At 33.4% G+C, this 19,816-nt stretch carries 17 protein-coding genes; 2 read left to right on the top strand and 15 right to left on the bottom strand.

What is annotated here, in order from left to right; genetic code table 11:
• Positions 1-42: 42 nt before the first annotated feature.
• The 10 genes from ablB to J5Y03_RS14965 form a co-directional block, all read right to left on the bottom strand.
• Complete coding sequence (gene ablB / locus J5Y03_RS14920; RefSeq protein ID WP_209406794.1) at positions 43-897, bottom strand: putative beta-lysine N-acetyltransferase; 855 nt, start codon at positions 895-897, stop codon at positions 43-45.
• Complete coding sequence (locus J5Y03_RS14925; RefSeq protein ID WP_209406795.1) at positions 890-2,158, bottom strand: peptidase; 1,269 nt, start codon at positions 2,156-2,158, stop codon at positions 890-892. The genes ablB and J5Y03_RS14925 overlap by 8 nt, the downstream gene beginning before the upstream one ends.
• A 4-nt stretch (positions 2,159-2,162) precedes the next feature.
• Complete coding sequence (locus J5Y03_RS14930) at positions 2,163-2,840, bottom strand: 3-oxoacid CoA-transferase subunit B (protein WP_209406796.1); 678 nt, start codon at positions 2,838-2,840, stop codon at positions 2,163-2,165.
• Complete coding sequence (locus tag J5Y03_RS14935) at positions 2,822-3,511, bottom strand: CoA transferase subunit A (protein ID WP_209406797.1); 690 nt, start codon at positions 3,509-3,511, stop codon at positions 2,822-2,824. The genes J5Y03_RS14930 and J5Y03_RS14935 overlap by 19 nt, the downstream gene beginning before the upstream one ends.
• A complete protein-coding gene (locus tag J5Y03_RS14940; RefSeq protein WP_209406798.1) occupies positions 3,512-4,843 on the bottom strand; it encodes an aspartate aminotransferase family protein in 1,332 nt (443 codons plus the stop codon).
• A gap of 948 nt (positions 4,844-5,791) precedes the next feature.
• Positions 5,792-6,901 carry an o-succinylbenzoate synthase gene (menC, locus tag J5Y03_RS14945; protein ID WP_209406799.1) on the bottom strand — a complete coding sequence of 370 codons (1,110 nt, stop codon included), beginning with the start codon at positions 6,899-6,901 and terminating at the stop codon, positions 5,792-5,794.
• Between the two features lie 52 nt (positions 6,902-6,953).
• Positions 6,954-7,781, bottom strand: coding sequence for a GNAT family N-acetyltransferase (locus J5Y03_RS14950; protein WP_209406800.1), 828 nt, complete (start codon positions 7,779-7,781; stop codon positions 6,954-6,956).
• Positions 7,782-7,804: 23 nt separating this feature from the next.
• The gene (locus J5Y03_RS14955; RefSeq protein ID WP_209406801.1) at positions 7,805-9,286 is read right to left on the bottom strand and encodes an amino acid permease; all 1,482 of its coding nucleotides are present in this window, start codon (positions 9,284-9,286) and stop codon (positions 7,805-7,807) included.
• A gap of 38 nt (positions 9,287-9,324) precedes the next feature.
• Entirely contained in the window at positions 9,325-10,464 is a 1,140-nt protein-coding gene (locus J5Y03_RS14960; RefSeq protein WP_322099590.1) for an amidohydrolase, read from the bottom strand.
• A 35-nt stretch (positions 10,465-10,499) separates the two neighbouring features.
• Entirely contained in the window at positions 10,500-11,354 is an 855-nt protein-coding gene (locus J5Y03_RS14965; protein WP_209406803.1) for a MurR/RpiR family transcriptional regulator, read from the bottom strand.
• Between the two features lie 351 nt (positions 11,355-11,705).
• Here J5Y03_RS14965 and J5Y03_RS14970 point away from each other — a divergent pair, with 351 nt between their 5' ends.
• Together J5Y03_RS14970 and J5Y03_RS14975 are read left to right on the top strand one after the other, a co-directional pair.
• Complete coding sequence (locus J5Y03_RS14970) at positions 11,706-12,056, top strand: ASCH domain-containing protein (protein WP_209406804.1); 351 nt, start codon at positions 11,706-11,708, stop codon at positions 12,054-12,056.
• 12 nt (positions 12,057-12,068) lie between these two features.
• A complete protein-coding gene (locus tag J5Y03_RS14975) occupies positions 12,069-12,509 on the top strand; it encodes a hypothetical protein (RefSeq protein ID WP_209406805.1) in 441 nt (146 codons plus the stop codon).
• A 375-nt stretch (positions 12,510-12,884) separates the two neighbouring features.
• Here the strand turns inward: J5Y03_RS14975 and J5Y03_RS14980 are convergent, their stop codons facing one another.
• From J5Y03_RS14980 to J5Y03_RS15000, 5 genes are all read right to left on the bottom strand, one after another.
• Positions 12,885-14,621, bottom strand: coding sequence for an aromatic amino acid hydroxylase (locus tag J5Y03_RS14980; RefSeq protein ID WP_209406806.1), 1,737 nt, complete (start codon positions 14,619-14,621; stop codon positions 12,885-12,887).
• 78 nt (positions 14,622-14,699) lie between these two features.
• Positions 14,700-16,052 (bottom strand): L,D-transpeptidase family protein, encoded by a 1,353-nt coding sequence (locus J5Y03_RS14985; protein WP_209406807.1) that lies wholly within the window; start codon positions 16,050-16,052, stop codon positions 14,700-14,702.
• Between the two features lie 163 nt (positions 16,053-16,215).
• Positions 16,216-17,418 carry a hypothetical protein gene (locus J5Y03_RS14990; RefSeq protein WP_209406808.1) on the bottom strand — a complete coding sequence of 401 codons (1,203 nt, stop codon included), beginning with the start codon at positions 17,416-17,418 and terminating at the stop codon, positions 16,216-16,218.
• Positions 17,419-17,452: 34 nt separating this feature from the next.
• Positions 17,453-18,643: a DUF58 domain-containing protein gene (locus J5Y03_RS14995; RefSeq protein ID WP_209406809.1), complete on the bottom strand. Its 1,191-nt coding sequence runs from the start codon at positions 18,641-18,643 to the stop codon at positions 17,453-17,455.
• Positions 18,644-19,594: an AAA family ATPase gene (locus tag J5Y03_RS15000; protein ID WP_209406810.1), complete on the bottom strand. Its 951-nt coding sequence runs from the start codon at positions 19,592-19,594 to the stop codon at positions 18,644-18,646.
• Positions 19,595-19,816 lie beyond the last annotated feature (222 nt).

The following is a 19,816-nucleotide window of genomic DNA, read 5'->3' on the forward strand; positions in this document are numbered from 1 at the left end:
TCCAAGCCTTTTTTAGTTTTTATATAGACTAGCAAGCAAAAATTACTTAGCTAGATCTTTAACCCATACATTCATGTCTTCGATCTTATCGAATATGTAACAATTATTTGCCATTCTACCAGTATATTCATATCCTAACTGATAAAATGCAGCATTCATTCCATATGAAAGTGATCTAGCAATTGTATATGAACAATAAATTGATCGCTTAACTAATTCTTTTTCTAGCTCTCTTAAGAGTAATTTCATCCACCCGTGTTTACGATAACTCGGCAGTGTAGCACAGTTTGTTAATTCTGCATTACATTGCTTTACATTTAGTTCTGCAGCTGCAGCACTAACCACTTTCCCCTCATGTTCGATTACATAATAAATTACATCTTCATCTATCGATTGTTTAACATACTCAGAGTCGTCTAATGGTGTGGGATAAATCTCAAAAACTACTTTATATAAATTGGCAAGTTCAATTGCATCTTCTTTCGTCGCAATTCTCATTTGATAATTGCTATCTAAAACTCTATTATCAGATGCAACTGGCTTTTCAATTATATTTTTTATAATCGTATCTTCTTCAATCCAAAATTGGCTATTTCGTCTTTCATAGTCTCTGAATTTCGAATAAAAATACATCGGGCTTCCTTGAAAATATCCAGGTATCGAAGACTCTAAAACATAGCCGTATTTAAACATTGTTTCTTTATCAGAATGCTTAACTTTAATAATTAATTTTGTAAAATCCTTTGTTTCACTAATATTTTCAATATCGTGTAAAAGACTCCTAATATTCCCGCGGTAATCGTCTACTCGAATTCTTTTGTTAAAGTAGTCAAAACAAGCATCTGCGTAAAATTCTTCTGTTTGAATGATTTTACTTTCATAAAATTCATTACTCATTCACTTCACACCAATCTAATATTGTATAAGCCATAATCTCTGCGCATCTAAACAATTCGTCTAAATCAATATATTCGTCAGGATAGTGAGCTACCTTGGTTTCTCCTGGCCCAAATACAATTGTTGGCATTTGTTTGATTTGAGTGAATAAGCCACCATCTGTTCCCCAAGGAGATGCTTCAATGATTGGATCTTTTTCGAAGACATTCATAAATGCATTCGAAAGTGTTGACATAAATGGGTGATCTAGTTCTATGCTTCCTGGCACCCAACGTGCTCCGAAATATTCTATTTCAACATGATAATCCTTAAACCATTCATCTTGTTCAGCTAATCTACTAATCCAATTCTCTAACTCTTCTTTTGCGTTCTCCATTGTTTCATCTGGTGCTACTCCAAATCTACCTTCAAGAGTTACTAAATCAGATACTGATGAAGGCCATGTTCCACCTTCAATTCTTCCTATATTAATAGGAATTGGTATTGGTACACCTTTATAAAGAGGATCATTTAGTAATCTTTCATTTCGAAGAGACTCAAGTTTCAAAATATGCTGTATGACAGCTATACTTTTCTCAATTGCACTTACGCCTTCATACCTCGTACCCCCGTGGGCCACTCTTCCCTTAACTTTTAAGCGAAACCACATACTTCCTTGTTGTTTAGGGAAAATTTTCATTTTTGTTGGCTCTGGAATTAGTACAGCATCAGCATCATACCCACGTAAAATAGCTGCTAATGTACCAGCCCCACCACTCTCTTCTTCGATTACACTTTGGAAAATGACAGATCCTTTTAGCTGAACATCACTCATTTTAATCGCTTCAATCGCTAAAAGAGCTGCAACATTTCCACCTTTCATATCTGTAGTACCTCTACCATACATCTTATTATCGATAATCTCTCCACTATAAGGATCCGATGTCCACTGACTTCTTTCACCTTCTGGTACAACATCGATATGACCATTGATAATGATCGACTTACCTTTACCTGTTCCTTCCAATACACCAACTACATTTGGGCTATTCGAAAATGAATCTCTTTGTGTGATAAAAAATGGTGAACTTTTCATTTCATCAATATCTGGATCCCATACATCTACTTTTAACCCAAGATGATTTAAGTGATGTATAACAATTTCTTGTGCAGGAGCTTCATTTCCTGAAATACTTCTCTCTTGGACTAACTTTTGTAAAAGAGTAACAGTTTGATTTCGATTATCATGAATATATTTTTTTACTTTTATTTTTACATCCATTTGATCAAACTCCTTCGTAAACAAGTATGTCTCCTTCAATAACCAGAGGCGCTCCAGTTTTCTCAATTACTTCTTCTACAGAATATGGAGCAAGTACTTCTATTAAATGTAATTTTTTTGTTTCTTTATTTACTCTGATAACAGCCATTTCAGTGATAATTAAATCTACACAAGCTTTAGATGTTAAGGGGAATGTGCAGTTATCTAGAATTTTTGGTTCCCCATCTTTACTACAATGATTCATTAACACAATTACTTTTTTAGATTTTTGTGCTAAATCCATTGCCCCTCCAATTCCAGGAACTCGTTTCCCTGGAACAATCCAATTTGCCAAATCACCTTTTTCACTTACTTGTAATGCACCAAGAACTGTCAAATCAAGAAGTCCTTTACGAATAATTCCAAATGCTAGGCTACTATCAAAATAGCTTGCTCCAGGAATAATCGTGACAGGTAATCCTGCTGCATTACATAGATTTTCATCCTCTTGTCCTTTTTCAGGAGTTGGTCCAATTCCAAGGACGCCATTCTCTGCATGAAACATAACGCGTATATTTTCAGGAAGGAAGTTTGGAATGAGTGAAGGAATCCCGATGCCTAAATTTACGATCATGCCATCTTTCACTTCTTGTGCAGCACGTTTCGCCATTAATTCACGTACACTTAGTTTTCCCATGCCCATTTCCAATTCACTCCTTCCGTTTTGACTATGTAATGAACAAATGCACCTGGTACGATAATTTCTTCAGGATTTAGTTCTCCTAAAGGTACAATCTCTTCTACTTCAGCAATTGTGATTTTACCAGCCATTGCTACAAAAGGATTTGAATTACGTGCACTTTTATCAAAAATTAAGTTCCCAAATTGATCAGCTTTTTGTGCGTAAACAATTGCAACATCAGCTGTTAATGGTGTTTCAACGAGATACTCTTTTTGAGCAACAGTCACTCTTTGTTTATCTACATCGATAACACTATCAATCCCAACGTCAATTAATACACCACCTAAGCCTACACCTGCTGCTCGAATTCGCTCAATAAATGTTCCTTGAGGATTAAATTCTACTTCAAGTGTTCCTTCAGTCATTTGTCTCCCAGCATTAGGATTCGAACCGATATGGGTCGTAATCATCTTCTTCGCTTGATTTGCTGTTACTAATTGGCCAATGCCTATATTAGGAAAACCTGCATCATTTCCAATTAAAGTTAAATTTTTTATCCCTTTTTCTAGTATTCCCTTAATCAATGTAGGTGGATTTCCAATACCACCGAACCCACCGAACATAAGAGTCATTTCATCATGAAAATATGAAAGAGCATTTTCAAGTGAAATAATTTTTCCAAATTCATTCATCTAACAAACTGCTCCCTTCGTCTCCGTTTGAAGTTGTGTAAATACATCCTTCAAAATCGATAAAATTTCTTCAACTTGTTCATCAGTTATTACTAGAGGTGGAGATAATAAGAAGCTATTCTCTGATCTACCTTGTGGTCCACTTACTGACGGATAAAGTAACAATCCTTTTTCATTAGCTATTTTTAAAACACGTCCCGTTAAGCTTTGTTCATTAAATAACTCTTCTTTTAACTCGACGCCAATCATTAATCCTTCGCCTCTGACATCAAAGATGAAATCATATTCTTCTTTCCATTTCATTAAGGTTGATTTCAGTTTTGCTCCTTGTGTTTTTGAATTTTCTACTAATCTATTTTTTTCAACATAATTTAAAACAGCTAATGCAACTTTTGCTGATAGTGGATTTGCGCTAAAAGTATGTCCAGCCATCACGATACGACTTCCTTTTAAAATTGGCTCCATTACTCGATCACTTGCTACTGTTGCTGCGATTGGAGAATAACCAGCTGCAAGTCCTTTTCCTAAAACCATGATATCTGGTATAACGTTCCAATGATTTATTCCAAACACTTCACCAGTACGCCCAATACCAGTCATCACTTCATCTGCAATAAATAACACATCATATTTTGAACAGATTTCACGAATTGTTTCATAATATCCTGGAGGAGGTGTTAGCGCTGCTCCAGCAGCTCCAACGATTGGTTCTGCAATAAATGCTGCAACATTTTCAGCTCCTAATTTTAAGATGCTTCTTTCTAAATCTGTGGCACATAACATTTGGCAAGAAGGATTTTCTAAACCATATGGACATCTCTTACAATATGGAGCTTCTACCATTGGATAATCTTCTAAAAGTGGTTCAAATCTTTTTCTACGTAATGCATGACCAGACATTGATAATGCTCCAATTGTGATACCGTGGTAACTCATCTTTCTTGAGAGAATCTTTGTTTTTGTATGGATTCCTCTTTCTTGAAAGTGTTGTATCGCCATTTTCATTGCTGTTTCTGTAGCCTCTGTCCCACTGTTTACAAAAAAGCTCCAATTTAAATCTCCAGGAGTTAGTTGACTAATCTTCTCCGCTAACCCCTCAGCTGCTTCACTTGTAAATTGTGAACGATAGACAAAAGCAACTTCAGAAGCTTGTTCAACCATAGCGTCAATCACTTCTTTAACACTGTGTCCAATGCTAGTTGTCACTGCTCCAGAAGAACCATCTATATATTTTTTTCCATTTTGATCCCACATATAAATATTTTGGGCTCTTGAAATCATAGGATATTGTTCCCCAACCATTGGCTTAATTAAATGTTCTCTTTTTTCCATCATATCCACCCACTCTTTCAATTTTTATATTGTGAATTATGTAAATTCTTATTTTTTTATTAAAAAATAAGACTGAAGAACAATATACTAATTAACAACATTATCAACTTCAAAAAACCTTGTTGTATTTTAGAATGCGTCAGTTGATTACAATTCCAGGTTTCTCTCTTTCCGCGTGGAGTAATCTAGCCTCCTCGGCAAGCCTACGGGGTCTCAACCTTCCAGCTACTCCTACAGGAGTCTCGCAACTTCCGCTCGAATCAACTTCTCTATATAAAATTAAAAATCTCAAAAACAACAATCTTTTAGAATAAAGCCGATTTTTTTATATGTATTTTCTAAACAAAAAATTTACTTATCAACAAAATTATTTGAAAAATAACAATTAATTAAATTGTTTGATTTTTCAGTAGATTATACTATTTATTTTGATGAATCTAGTAAGGAAAGTCAAAAAAATACTTTCGACAATTATCGATGGTTCGACAATCCTTTCATTTTTGGTTAATATCAATAGAAAAAAAGATTCTTGAAATATAGGAATTCCCTAAATTAACAAGAATCTTCTTTTCTACTTTCCAAATGGAATTGCATTTTGTAATATTTTTCTTTTCACCTTGCTGTCATAAATTTTAAATTTGTTTGTAAATACAAATAACGATGTAACATTGTTAACTTTAGAAGTTGATTTCCGCTCCAGGATGCTCGCTTTCCTTGGGGCGTGCGGTGAGCCTCCTCGTCGCTATCTCTCCTGCGTGGTCTCACCTGTCTCGCTTCTCCCACAGGAGTCTCGCACCTTCCGCTCCAATCAACTTCTTTATCAAAAGTTTGCTCTAATAAACTCTTCTTTAAATACAACATACTTCAATAAAGAGCAAAATATAAAGAAAAACTCAAACAATAACGTAGTTTGAGTTTTTCATAAAATAATACTTAAATTAATCTAAATTATCTATACTTCCTACTAGAAAGGGTATACTTACTAATTTTTTCCATATCTGGATCATAACCAATTCCTGGAGATGTAGGTACAAGGATTGTCCCATTTTCAACCGTAACTTCAGGTTGAATAATATCTTCCGCCCAGTAAAGTGAAGATGCTGCAGTATCTCCAGGTAATGTAAAGTTTGGCAAAGATGTAATTGCAATATTGTGCGCTCTACCAATACCAGATTCAAGCATACCTCCACACCAAAGTGGGATATCATTTTCCTGACATAGGTCATGAATTTTTCTAGATTGTGTTAAACCACCTACGCGGCCAATTTTAATATTAATAATTTTACAGCTACCCAATTTTATTGCCTTTCTTGCATCGTCTAATGAGTGAATGCTTTCATCTAAGCAAATTGGTGTCTTTAACCTAGCTTGTAAATCTGCATGATCAATAATATCGTTGTAAGCTAGAGGCTGCTCAATCATCATTAATTGGTAATCATCTAAAGCTACTAACTTGTCAATGTCTTGTAATGTATAGGCAGAATTTGCATCAGCCATTAGAGGAATATCTGGATATACTTTGCGAACCTCATCAATTAGTTCTACGTCCCAACCTGGCTTAATTTTTAACTTAAACCGTTTATATCCTTCCTCTAGGCGCTCTTCAATTGTTTGTAGCGTTTCATCAAACGAATCTTTAATACCAATACTTACACCAACATCTATTTCTTTTTTTGTACCACCTAGCAAGCTAGAAAGAGAAGCATTTTGCTTCTTTGCATACAAATCCCAAACTGCACCCTCAATTGCTGCTTTCGCCATATAATTCCCGCGAATATAACTATAATATTTTTCGGAAAGTTCATCAGGGTGGCTAATTTCATTTTTTAATAGAATCGGAATTAAGTAATCTTCTAACATATGCCAGTTTGTTTTGACAGTTTCTTCATTATATAAAGGGTCTAACATTGCAACAGACTCTGCAAAGCCAGAAATTCCATCTTCACTCTTTACTTCTACAAGAATAAACTCACGATCATATTCTGTTGCAAAGCTTGTTGTAAAAGGATGAAGTAAATCGAGCTTCATATGTCGCAAAATAACTTCCTTAATCTTCATTCAATAGATTCTCCTTTTCTATGAGCAACAATTAATTTATCCATTGTAACTACTATTTCTTTGTAACAATGTAATATTGAACAGGAATATCCGTTAAAGTATTCTTTTTAAACCCAGTTACTTGCCATCCTTCTTGAAATAGTTTAGTGAAAATTTCTCTAGTTTTCATTCTCCACTCGTTCGCTATATCCAAATTTTTTTCTTTTATTGCGCGAAAATTTTTTGGAATCGCTACAAAGACAGGTTCATATTCTGTTTCAATTTTGGAAAGAGACAAAGAAGGAATTGGTAATCCCTCTTTCACTTCCCATTGAATGACAGATTTCTGCAAAGCATACTCCTGTTCGTATTGTTCACCAGTTGTATCAAAGCTATTTTCTTTTCGAATATGCCATTCCACAAGGAAACGATCAGACGGTATTCCACTATTAAGGAGATCTTCCATCTCTCCATAACAGTTTTCAAGATAAGTCGAACAGACGCCTCCAAGTTTGGCAATATTTAAATAACCATTTATGCTTTCTAATGGATCATATGTCCAATTTATTTGTGAATAGCCAAGTTTTAAACCTTCTTCACGTTGAGCAAGTTTTAGTTTTTCACCTATTTTTTTATTACGAAATTCTTCGTCTATACCGAGAATATGGGAACAAAGATAGACTTCCTTTCCATTAAAGCCAGGAAAGCTATATTGAAAACCAACTAACTGTTCATTTAAATATGCACCTAGTACTAAACCACCATTTTTTACTGATGTAATGGTTTGGTGTGTTGGAATTGAGTCTTCTTCACCCCATATCTTACTCTCAAGTTTTCTTACATTTTCAAGTTCTTCTGTTGTATGAAGGGATCGAATTCCGATTTCATTTAAAGTTACCAAAGTGACTCCCCCCTTAATTAAGTTTATTCTTGACTAAAATCAGCTTCTTTTAATGGCACTAATTTAGTTCTTTTTACTATTTTATAACCTATATAGATTAATATAAAGAGTGGAAGACTAACATAAGATACTAAAATTCCATACCAATCAATATTTGGACCAGTAAACGCAGAGTAATTTTGCCCTAATATTGCAACTACACATAGAATCGTAGCCATGATTGGACCGAACGGGTACCATTTCGAAACATATGGTAAATCATTCATATCTCTTCCTTGAGCAACATAAGCCTTACGGAATCTTAGATGAGCAATTGAAATACCTAACCATGATAGAAATCCAGATAAACCTGCTGCATTTAATAACCAGTTATAAACAGTTCCATCTCCGAAAAGTGAGGTTAGAAATGCTGACATCGCAATAATAGTAGTTAAGTACATTGCATTTGCTGGGATACCTTTCGAATTAACTTTTTTAAGAAATGCAGGTGCCTTTCCTTCTTTTGCAAGCACCCAAAGAACACGTGATGCAGCATACATAGACGAATTACCTGCTGATAAAACTGACGTTAAAATGACAGCATTCATAACTGACGCAGAAAAAGCTAGTCCAGCATTCTGGAATACAAGCGTAAATGGACTGACGGCAATATCTGTAACATCTGAATTTAATAATCTAGGATCATTATAATTGATTAAAACACCAATAATCATAATAGAAAGGATATAAAACAATAAAATTCGCCAAAAAATTTGTTTAATTGCTTTTGGCATATCCTTTTTAGGATTTTCACTTTCACCAGCAGCTACTCCAACTAACTCAGTTCCTTGGAAAGAAAAACCAACAATCATAAATACGCTAACAATGGAAAAGAATCCTCCTTTAAATGGCGCATCGCCTTTCGTTAAATTAGAAAAACCTGCTGGATTCCCCTTCATAATACCAAAGATCATTAGTAAACCAATTCCAATGAATATAACAATTGTAATTACTTTAATTAATGAAAACCAGAATTCTGATTCCCCGTATCCTTTTACTGTTAAAATATTTAAACCAAAGATAATCGCAAGGAATATACTACTCCAAACAATACCTGGTACAGATGGAAACCAATACTTCATAATTAATGCGGATGCAGCTAATTCTAATGCAACTACAATTGCATTGTTATACCAATAATTCCAACCAACTGCAAAACCTAAAGCTGGATCTACGAATCTTGACGTATAGGTACTAAATGAACCAGATATCGGTATGAATGCTGCCATTTCACCTAAACTTGCCATCAAAAAATAAACCATTATCCCAGCAATTAAGTACGCGGCAATTGCTCCACCTGGCCCTGCCATATGAATAGTTGATCCACTTGCCAAAAAAAGTCCTGTTCCGATTGTACCACCAATCGCAATCATTGAAAGGTGTCTTGTTTTTAATTTTCTCTCCAAGTGATTATCAGTAGAATAAGCTTGTACTTCGTGCTCTGTTTCAACTTTTGCATTTTGCATGAAAACACCTCTTCATTAGATTAATTGAACAAAACCTTCTATTTATCTGAAGCTATAACTATCGTTTCTGTCAATATTTTCGTTCCATATATTAATGCTTCTAAATTAAATTTCATTTGTGGATGATGTAATCCAGGTGCTAAGTCACAACCTAATCCAACCATTGTTGCAGTGAGTCCTGGTGTTTTGGCAGTATAAAAATGAAAATCTTCACCCCCTTGAGAAATACACACTGGAATAACATTTTCTTTACCAAGAATCGTTTCAATCGCTAATTGAGTAATTTCCATAGCATCCTTATTTACTATTGCTGCAGGAACTAGCTCTTCCAAGGTCCATGTAATCTTTGCTCCTGTTTCATGAATTATTTGATCAACTGTTTCTTGTGTAAGAAGTTGCAATTGATTCATTACATCGTTTGTTTGGGCTCTCGCATCCAACGAGAAGAAAGCGGTTTCAGGAATGATGTTTGTTGACTCATTTTCAGTGTGTAATTGCGTCATTTTTATCGAATATGGAACCTCAGTTTGAATTTTTATTTGCTTAAATTTATCCACTAATTGAGCCGCAACTTCTATCGCATTAATCCCGGCTTCTGGGTGGGAAGCATGTGCTTGAACTCCTTGAATTTTCCCTTTAATTGTTGCTGCAGATCCATGTACAATAACTGTGGATGCTTGATTAAACGGAACTTCTACTTTTGGGCGGACGTGCACTCCGAATAAATAACTTACATTTTCAAGCACACCTTCCTTCATCATTTGTAATGCGCCTTCTCCTTTTTCTTCTGCCGGTTGAAAAATAAATCGAATTGTATTCTTTGGCTTAATACCACTAGAAGCAATAGCGAGTGCAGTAAATAATCCCATTGTACTATGTGCATCATGTCCACAAGAATGATTCGCTTTCACTACCCCATCAACTTCTTGAAGAAGTGCATCCATATCTGCTCTTAATGCAACTACTTCATTTGTTTTACCAGGAATCTCAGCAACAATTCCATAATGTCCTTGAAATATTTTCGTTTTTATACCTGCTTTTTTTAAACAATTCAATATATATTTTGACGTTTTTTCTTCTCGCCAACTTGGCTCAGCAATTGCATGAAGTTCATGATAGGTCTTTATTATTTCATCTCGTTGTTGATCAATATAATCAATTGGATTCAATAAAACCACACCTTCCTTAGGTAACTTTTTTGTAAAACTTTTGCTTATTCATTAAATACTTCGTAACTTGAGTAAAGGTTTTCTAATTTTTGTTGATGAACTTGAATTCTTTTTTTATCCTTTTCAAATATCCCTGTAATTATCAAGTCTAGTAAACTAATAACTGGAGCTGTTGAATTAATTCCAGTTTCTACATTCTCTTCCGTTGTTAACGTAATATCAGAGATACTTCCAACCGGAGAAAGTAGACGATCAGTGACAGAAATCAAATAGATTCCTTGCTCCTTTGCACAATTTGCAATTCTTATTGTTTCATTTGCATACCTTGGAAATGAAAACACAACCACAACAGACTTATTTGTGAGATTACAAAATTTCTCAAAAAAATCTCCAGCTGTCGTACATAAATTCACATTTTCCCTTAAACAACTGAGTGAATAGGAAAACCAATAAGCCGCGGAAAAGGAAATACGATGACCTACTATAATAATCTGATCAGCTTGAATCAATTTATCTACTGTTTTCCATATTTCTTGAACATTCTCATGGTTTAATAAGTTCCTTAAAATGTGCACTCCATGTTCGATTTGTTTTGTAAAAGGATCATTGTCTACATCAAGTCCAAGTGATTCATCACGATAAACTAACTCTGTATGATTTTGCCTGAGTAACTCCTTTTGAATTTTTGCCTGCATCTTACTAAAGCCTTCAAAACCTAAAGCATATGAAAGCCGGATGACAGTTGTTTCACTTACTTCAGCTTCTTTTCCGATTTGAAACGCGGTTTTAAAAACAGAATTATCCAAATTTTCAAATAAATAATTTGCCACTTTTTTCTGTCCAGCTGATAATAGAGGGAATTTTTCTCTTACTAAATTTTTAAAAGATACAATTTCCATAAATTAACCTTTCGAAAAAAGAATTTTATACTTCATTTTTTCAATTTGAAGAAGGAAAAACTTCGTTTGATATTACCATACCATAATTGCTCAATAAAACAAACAAAAAATTAGATTTTTGAGAGTTTTCTGAAAGTAAATTAAATTTAAATGAAAAAGAAGGGAAACATTTTTAATATAATAGTAGAAATTGGTATACTTAAAGCTAAATTAACTATGATTAGCGACCTAGAAAATTTAATAATTATAATTTTTTAGTTAATCATTCCATATTTTTACTTATATTGGGTTCTAGTCTTTTTCAAAGTATGATAAATTGGAAAAGACACAAATTGAAGGGAGTTTTTTAAAGTGACAAATCATGAAGTAAACAATTCATTACCACCAAAAACATGTACAATTGATCGACTTATAACTGTGCCAGAGGATATTAAAAAAGTCATCGAAGGTAAAAAAACAGCAACTCGCCGAAATGGACGATACGCTGATGTAGGCGAGGTTATGGTATTACAGGATCAAAAATTTAGAGTTGATAACGTTTATTCACAGTCCCTAGGTGAACTAACTGACGAACATGCGCGCCAAGAAGGATTTGAAGGTTTAGAAGATTATAAAGAAACGATTTTATCTTTCCATCCAGGAATGCCTTGGCTTCCACAAATGCGAGTTTGGGTTCACGAGTTCAGCCCGATTAACGAGTAATAGGTCAATGTAATGTATTTATTGTATCGTTTTTTAGTATACATTCATATTCTAAGTGTTATTGTATCAATTGGCCCATTTTTCATCCTATTTCCAATCGTAAAAAAACTTCAAAAAGCAAAAGAAGAAAATATGAGTGTGTATTTAGATACATTCCAGTTTGTTGTTTTTCTAGCTAAGCATGCAGGTCATGTGTTGGTTGGTTCTGGAATACTTCTTGTTGTTTCTGGTCCTTGGACATGGCATACACCATGGATTCTCATGACACTTTTCACACTGTTTTGCTCTTTGTTATTTCTTGCACGTGCATTCTCACCATCTCTTAAGAAGCTACGTGAAGGTAATGAAGATCGCGAAAAACTGGTAGCCAAATTAAAAAGAGCAATTTGGATATATCTCTTTCTATTACTTATGATGCTTTGGTTCATGGTTGGAAAACCGACTATTTGGTAAGATGACATGTTTATAGTTTTAATCTTTAAAAGAGAAACCCTTGTCACGAAAGCAATGACAAGGGTTTCTCTTTTTCAGCAATTCGCAAGACTATTTTTCCATACTACTTTGGTTCTTCTAACTCTTGATAAGCATCTTTGTATTCTTTTAAATTAAAATTGTTGCTTGCCGAGATTATTAATTTTAAAGATAGATGTTGATTACAATTGAAGGTGCGAGGGCACCTGTGGGAATAGCGGGAAGGCTGAGACCCCGCAGCTTGCCAAGGATGCTCAGCTCAAGCCACGCGGAAAGCGAGTATCCTGGAGTTGTAATCAACTAAGACATTCTAAAATAGAAACAATATTTACGAAAACAGCCTTTAATTTTAAACCTTTAAATTAATGCCAATCCATTCTTAATTAGATTAGTTAAAGAAGAATCATTTTTTAATTCATTTAACTTAACTTTTAAAGGTTCTACTAGTGATTCCAACTTCTCGTTAGTTATTGCCATTTCTAACAGTTCTAATCTTAAAAGCCAGTCTTTTGGATGTTCTAAATCAAGTTCTTTATTAATTTGGTTCAATTGATTTATATCATTATCATCAAATCTATTATTCTCTCTTATATTTCGAACATGCTGGTAAAGATGATCTAAGTCTGTTAAATTCACTTGTAACTCTTCTGTTTTTTCTTCCTCAATTACAATGTCATCAAAATATGAAGATGGATCTGCAGCTCCTGGATATGCTGATACAACATTTGAACCTACTGCCATATCATATGTTCCCCATTCTTTTTTAAATAATTCTGTTCCATTATATGAAACAGTGCAATCTTCGAATGAGATTAGGACTATCTTATTATTATGCTTAGTTATATTTAACACTCTTCCGGAAACGCTTACATCACTAGTATATGTTAAATCAACAAAGTTTCCTTCCACAACACCTATCTTAGCTAACTCATCTGAATCACATTCTTCTATAGAAATATTTCCTTTTAATTGCCCAATAGGAGTACCAAATCCTTTTGAATGATAATCTTTCCCATGACCTTCAAGTTGTTGATTTTCAACTGAAAGAGCTGTTTCGCCCTTTGTATTCACATAGATTGCTTCGCCATTTTCATCTTTTGTGAACGAATGAACTACACCTGTTACATTTAATCCAGAATTCATTTCAAATGTTGCTACACTTTTCGAGCGTAGTGCTTTTTCTAGTGCTTCAGTTCCACCTGTACGGAATGCCATCGTTTCAGATAAGGATTCGACTCCTTCCATTAATTCCTCAAAGTTTTTACAAACAAATAATTGTGCTTGCATTTCAGTTACATTTTTAGGTTTTTCGATACAACCCTCAATTGAATAGTGTGTTTTTTCAACTGCATCAGTAAAGCAATGTATGCTTTCACCCACTGAAGATAATAACCCAGCACCATAAATTTTTGGATCATCTAACTCACCAATTAAACCATACTCAACAGTTCTCCAAAATAATCGGGATATTTGCTCAGCCTCAGATAAACCAACAATTGCATTTTGTTTTTCTTCTACAAGTTTTTGAGCAGCCTCTTTTTCTTCAGGCGTTGATTTTGGATCTTCCATAACAATCGTTAAATTTCTAACTGCTTCAAAAAGCTCTTGTTTCTCCTTTGTTGCAAATGCCTTCGCTCCAATTGACCCAATTTTCTGAACATAAGATGCAAAATAAGGATCAAATAAAATTGGTGCATGGCCAGCAGCTTCATGAATAATATCAGGTGCTGGGGTATATTCAATGTTTGTAATTTTTCTAATTTCGGTTGCAATTGGTAAGACTCGATTCGCTTGAAGTTCAAAAAAGGCAGATCCAGGAATTAAACCATTAACAATAACTGCTCCCCATCCAATTTTTCCAAGACATTCATTCATTTCTGAAACACGAGGAATTTTTTCAGTTTCGATACCTGATTTTAAAAGACCTTCTACATAAGCAGGATGAGCTTTCCCTTTTAGAAAATGACGATTTTGTCTCATTACATAACGCCATACAGCATGATCAATCGGTGTATACTGATCATAGTGTTGTTCAGATACATATTGTTTCAAATGGTTTGGTAACTTACTATTTTGGATTGTACTTTTTTCCATTTTCATTACCCCTTTTAATTTTAATTTCACTTAAATTTCTATAAAAAAGACAGCAAAAGCTGTCTTTTTCTAATTTTTTTACTGAACAGTATAGGTTAGTTCTTTCATATCATCATATTCTTTTATCGAAATTTTATTTTTTACAAGTACCCTTATCTTGTATATACCTAGGTCAGAAGGTGTATTCCAATTATATGTGTTTGAATTTGAATAATTTTGTAATGTAATCCACTGAGTACCTTGTAAAATATCAAATCGATATTGTATTTCATTGCCACCAGTAGCGTCAGCAGTTATTTGTACAGGTGTATTTATTGTGAAAGGACCAACGTCAGGTGAAATTGTGTCTAGTTTAGCCGGCTGATAAATTAAGTAAGGTATAACTTTCGAATCATCCTCTAATCTTTTTGAAAGTTTATGTTTAACTTGTACCTTAATTTTATAGTTTCCAGGTTTAATAGGTTTCCAGTTAAACGTAGAAGTTGTCGAATATTTTTTAAACACTGTCCATTTCTTACCATCAAATAACGAAAATTGGAATAAATTATTTTGATTCTTATTTGATTGGGCGGAAATCATAATATTCGTATTATTTTGTTGTGGACTGACTTTATCCAAATTGATTGTTTTCAATGACGCTGATTCAAAATATAGATAACTAATCATCTTTTCATCATCAAAAACTTTCTTAGAATTTTTGCTTTTTACTTGAACCTTTACTTTATAAGTACCTTCCTTATCAGGTTTCCAGCTAACTGTCGGACTAGTTGAATAGTCTCTTAAAGTTACCCATTTTGTTCGGTCAAGTATATAAAACTTATACATTGTTGCATAGCCATTAGTAATCTTTGCTGTTATTGTTAGTGATTTATTTTGATTACTTGGGCTAGGCTTTACAAATTCAATACTATTAATCTTGCTCTCTACAAAGTAACCATTTTTGCTCGCAATTGTATAGAATTTATCCTTAGAGTATGTAATAATTACAGGTGTATATAATTGGACTTTACTATAAAGACTACGAATCTCATCATCGTACATACGAACACACCCCGAGCTTGCGTATTTCCCTATTGAGCTCGGTCTATTATTTCCATGAATTCCATAGGTTGTACCATAAGTACCTAAAGCATTTAATCCCATCCAACGATCACCTAAAGGATTACGAGGATCCCCACCAGGAATGTGTTCTTTATAATATGGCCTATTTACAATCTTAGATACAATTTGAAACTTCCCTTCTGGGGTTAAGGATCTTTCTCTACCAGTAGCCACTTTGAATGTCTGAACTAACTTTCCATCTTCATAAAAAGCTAGTCTGTTAATCGCTTTATTAATGATAATTAACTGATCATGACTTACTCCCTGAGCTAGACTAGTAAATGGAAAAAGACTAAATAATAAAATAAAAACTAAAGCTATTTTTCTCATAAATTTTCTCCCAAATTTTTCAATTTCAACATTAACTTACCATATCCATTGAAAATAATTTGTAGAATAATGATGAAAAATCACTTATAAATTTCGACTTTTATCTATTTCTTGAAATAAATAGAGAACTTGCTTTTAATTTTCAGAAGAATCCGGGTTGAACTTATTTTTCTTCACTTTCTTTCATTAATTTTGAGCGCTCTTTTATTTTTCTTTTAAGATCTGCAATGATACTTTCAAAATGTGAAGCCTCACTTCTCGCTAAAACACCTTGTCCATATCTTACATTCTCATAAGCTAGTAAAAACTCCTCATTAATAGGAAGTTCTACTCTTTTAAACCATTCTTTTACCGTCTCATGCTCATACCTACCCATCTCATTTTTATCTGCGTAAATTTGAAGCTGATAGATCAATTTACGTACATATTCATGCGGAGCAGGTCCTCTGAAAAAACGTGACTTTTTATTCTTTTTTAAAAATGAAGGAACATGTTCTATTACAAACTCTGACGATTTAATCATATCGGTTTTTGTTTTACTTTTCTTTTTTATAAGAATCCATGCGGTAACTAGAATGATAACTAGTATTAATATCCTTATCCAAATTTGTGAATGATCTGTAATAGTACCATCATGACCAATAGCTAATTTTTTTCCTGTATTCATCATAAAATTACTTCTATTATTTTTAGGTAAATTATGCATTCCTCTATACAATAAATTTATTAGATAGTTTATAAGTGGATATACAAGAAAAATTAACCCTTCAAACAATTTTAAAAATAGCAACTTAGTTAAGGGTAGTAATAATGTTATTACACCGGATATTAGAAACACGATTCCAAACAAACCAGATATCCCATCAAAATTTCTAATTGTATGACTCTCTTCAATTTGTTGTAAAAATCTACCAACACTATATAGAACTGTGAAACAAATTAGCATACTATAAAGCCATTTCATATGAGGATATTGGTTAACCCAACCATAAAAGAACACGAAAATACTACTACTATAGAATAAAATAACCAAATCTGCTCGTTCACTTTTCCATGAGAAGGAATTCTTTAAAAATGCCGGAATTCGAAAAAAAATAAATAGTGAACTAATTAAAGCTGATATTTGAGAGAGACCAAGAAAATATCCAATCATCCCCCCAATTATTCCGCCTAGTAGAAGTAGCACATTTGAAACTTGTTGTTGTCTAAGGGCTAATCCTAAAAACAAATTCCCAATTACTAAAACTACAATATAAGGAATAATTGGTGGAAGAAATCCCTTGTTTATATAGAATAAAAACAAAATAAAATATACATAAAAACCTTCTAGTGAAAAAAAATATGCTGGTAGTATACGTCGAATCATTATTTTATCCCCAATCTCCTACAACTTTAAATTATCAATAAGGTACGATAGCTGGAAACTGATTATCAGCATGGAGAAAATATACTTTTTGACCATTTTTCTGCATTTGTGCGAAAGATCGTTTCCCTTCATCTCCAATTGGACCACAAAATATGACAATTGGTGACTTAGCTTGTTGTTTATCAACATAATAAAGTAACTTATTTATAGGTTGGGTATAGCTATACCTGTTAATCCTTGCAAGGATATCAAGTACTTTGGCTAATTGGTGAGCTCCTCCCCCTTTTGGTAAATGATAAATCGAAGGTCCCGTTACTGTATGTAAATTTATAAATAATTCGTATTCAATTCCTTTTTTTGATGCAGTCTCCGCTAAAAATGCTACATTACTTGCAATTTCCTCAATATTTTCAACTACACCTATATGAAAGTTTGGCGTATTTGGCTCGCGTAAATTGATAATAAATGTCCATGAGTAATCAGATGTTCTTTCGAAAACTTTCGTCTTTAAAGACTGTGTTTTTGCAGTAGCCTTCCAATGAATCCGCTGAAATGGATCTGTATATACATAATCTCTTGTTCCTATTGGTGATAAAACTTGTTCATAAATGCTTGAAGGAGACGTATAATGGCCATGAGATTTTGTAGCAATTAACTTTTCAGTTTGAGGAACTTGGATTGGAATTGGAAAAATGACGAGTTCTTTTTGATAAAAATGATAATGTGTTAGATATACGGAGCCTACTCCAAAGAAATTTTGAATTGTTATTTCGATTGATTTAATTTTTGTTACCCCTCGAGTAACACCCTTAAGTTTAAGGGGAATATGTATTCTTCCTTTTCCTTTTATGCTAATTGGAATTTGAATATACAAGTTTTCGTTTAAAATAATAGTAGGTATTCCAACCCCTTCGACAATTGGTTCTAACTTAATTCTTAAGATTGCATTATAAATCGGAATTCTGTTTAGCTGTGAAAATTTTAATATTAAACTTGATTCATCACCTACAGATAAACGAATCGTTTCTTTTTCATTCTCGAGAACAAGAGCATCAGCAACATGATTTAAGTAGTATACGCTTAGTCTGCAAAGAACAAATATGATTGAACTTATAAACATAAACAAATAGGAACTTTCGAAAAAGCTAATAATTAAAAGGACAAATGCAATAATTGATAATCTTTCAAGTTCAAAGCCTCCACTAATTTCCTTTTTCCAGATCATTTAACGATTTCGCCCCACTTCAACAGGCACTTCTACCCTTTCCAAGATAGACTCTAGTACTTCTCTATTTGTTTTCTTGATTGATGCATCAATCGTTAAAACTAATCGGTGAGCTAAAATATAAACTGACACATCCTTAACATCTTGAGGCGTAATGTATAATCGATTGTTAATGTAAGCTTTACCTTGAGCTGCCCTCATAAGAGCTAATGTGGCTCTTGGACTTGCCCCCATTTCAATATCTTCATGGTTACGTGTTAAATGGACTAATCTTAGAATATAGTCTTCAACATCTTCTGATAAAGTGACTTCCTTAACTTCATTTTTCATTCGATCAATCGCTTCTAAAGTTAGGACGGTATTTAATTTATTGAAAGGTGAGTTTGTTCGATAAGTTTGCATGATTTTCTTCTCTTCTTCAAAAGTCGGATAATCTAAATGGATTTGCATGAAAAAACGGTCCATTTGAGCTTCTGGCAGGGCAAACGTTCCTTGTTGTGACTCAATTGGATTTTGTGTGGCTATAACAATAAATGGATTTGGAAGTGGAATCGTTTCCCCATCAATCGTAACTTGTTTCTCTTCCATTACTTCTAATAAACTTGCTTGTGTCCTTGGTGTAGCTCGGTTAATTTCATCTGCTAACAAGATGTTTGTCATTACAGGGCCTATTCGAAGCTTGAATTCTTGCTCTTTTGGATGGAAAAATTGAATACCTGTTACATCACTTGGCAATAAATCCGGTGTAAACTGAATTCGTTTAAACGAGCCATTTATCGTTTTCGCAAAACTTTTCGCTAATTGTGTTTTACCTGTTCCAGGAACGCTTTCAAATAACACATGTCCATCATTTAACAAGGCAATGAAAAGTAATTCAACGATATCCTCTTTGCCGATTATAACATTGCTGATTTCTTGCTTTAGTTGGGATACATTTTCTGTTATATTCATTCTTACTCTCCTTTGAATTTAAATTTAACCGTAAAAAAAAAGCTTAAAATTGTTCTCGTAATTATTGATTAAATATTCTAAATATTCATTTTCTACTTATATTATATTATATTAATAATTTAGTCTATTTTTTTGGGTTATATTTTTACAATTCTCGACCTTTAATTTTAAAACCAAAATGTAAATATGAAAGTATTATTCCAAAAGATTAGAGTTGTAAAA

It is taken from the genome of Gottfriedia endophytica, assembly GCF_017814275.1.
Lineage (GTDB): Bacteria > Bacillota > Bacilli > Bacillales > Bacillaceae_G > Gottfriedia > Gottfriedia endophytica.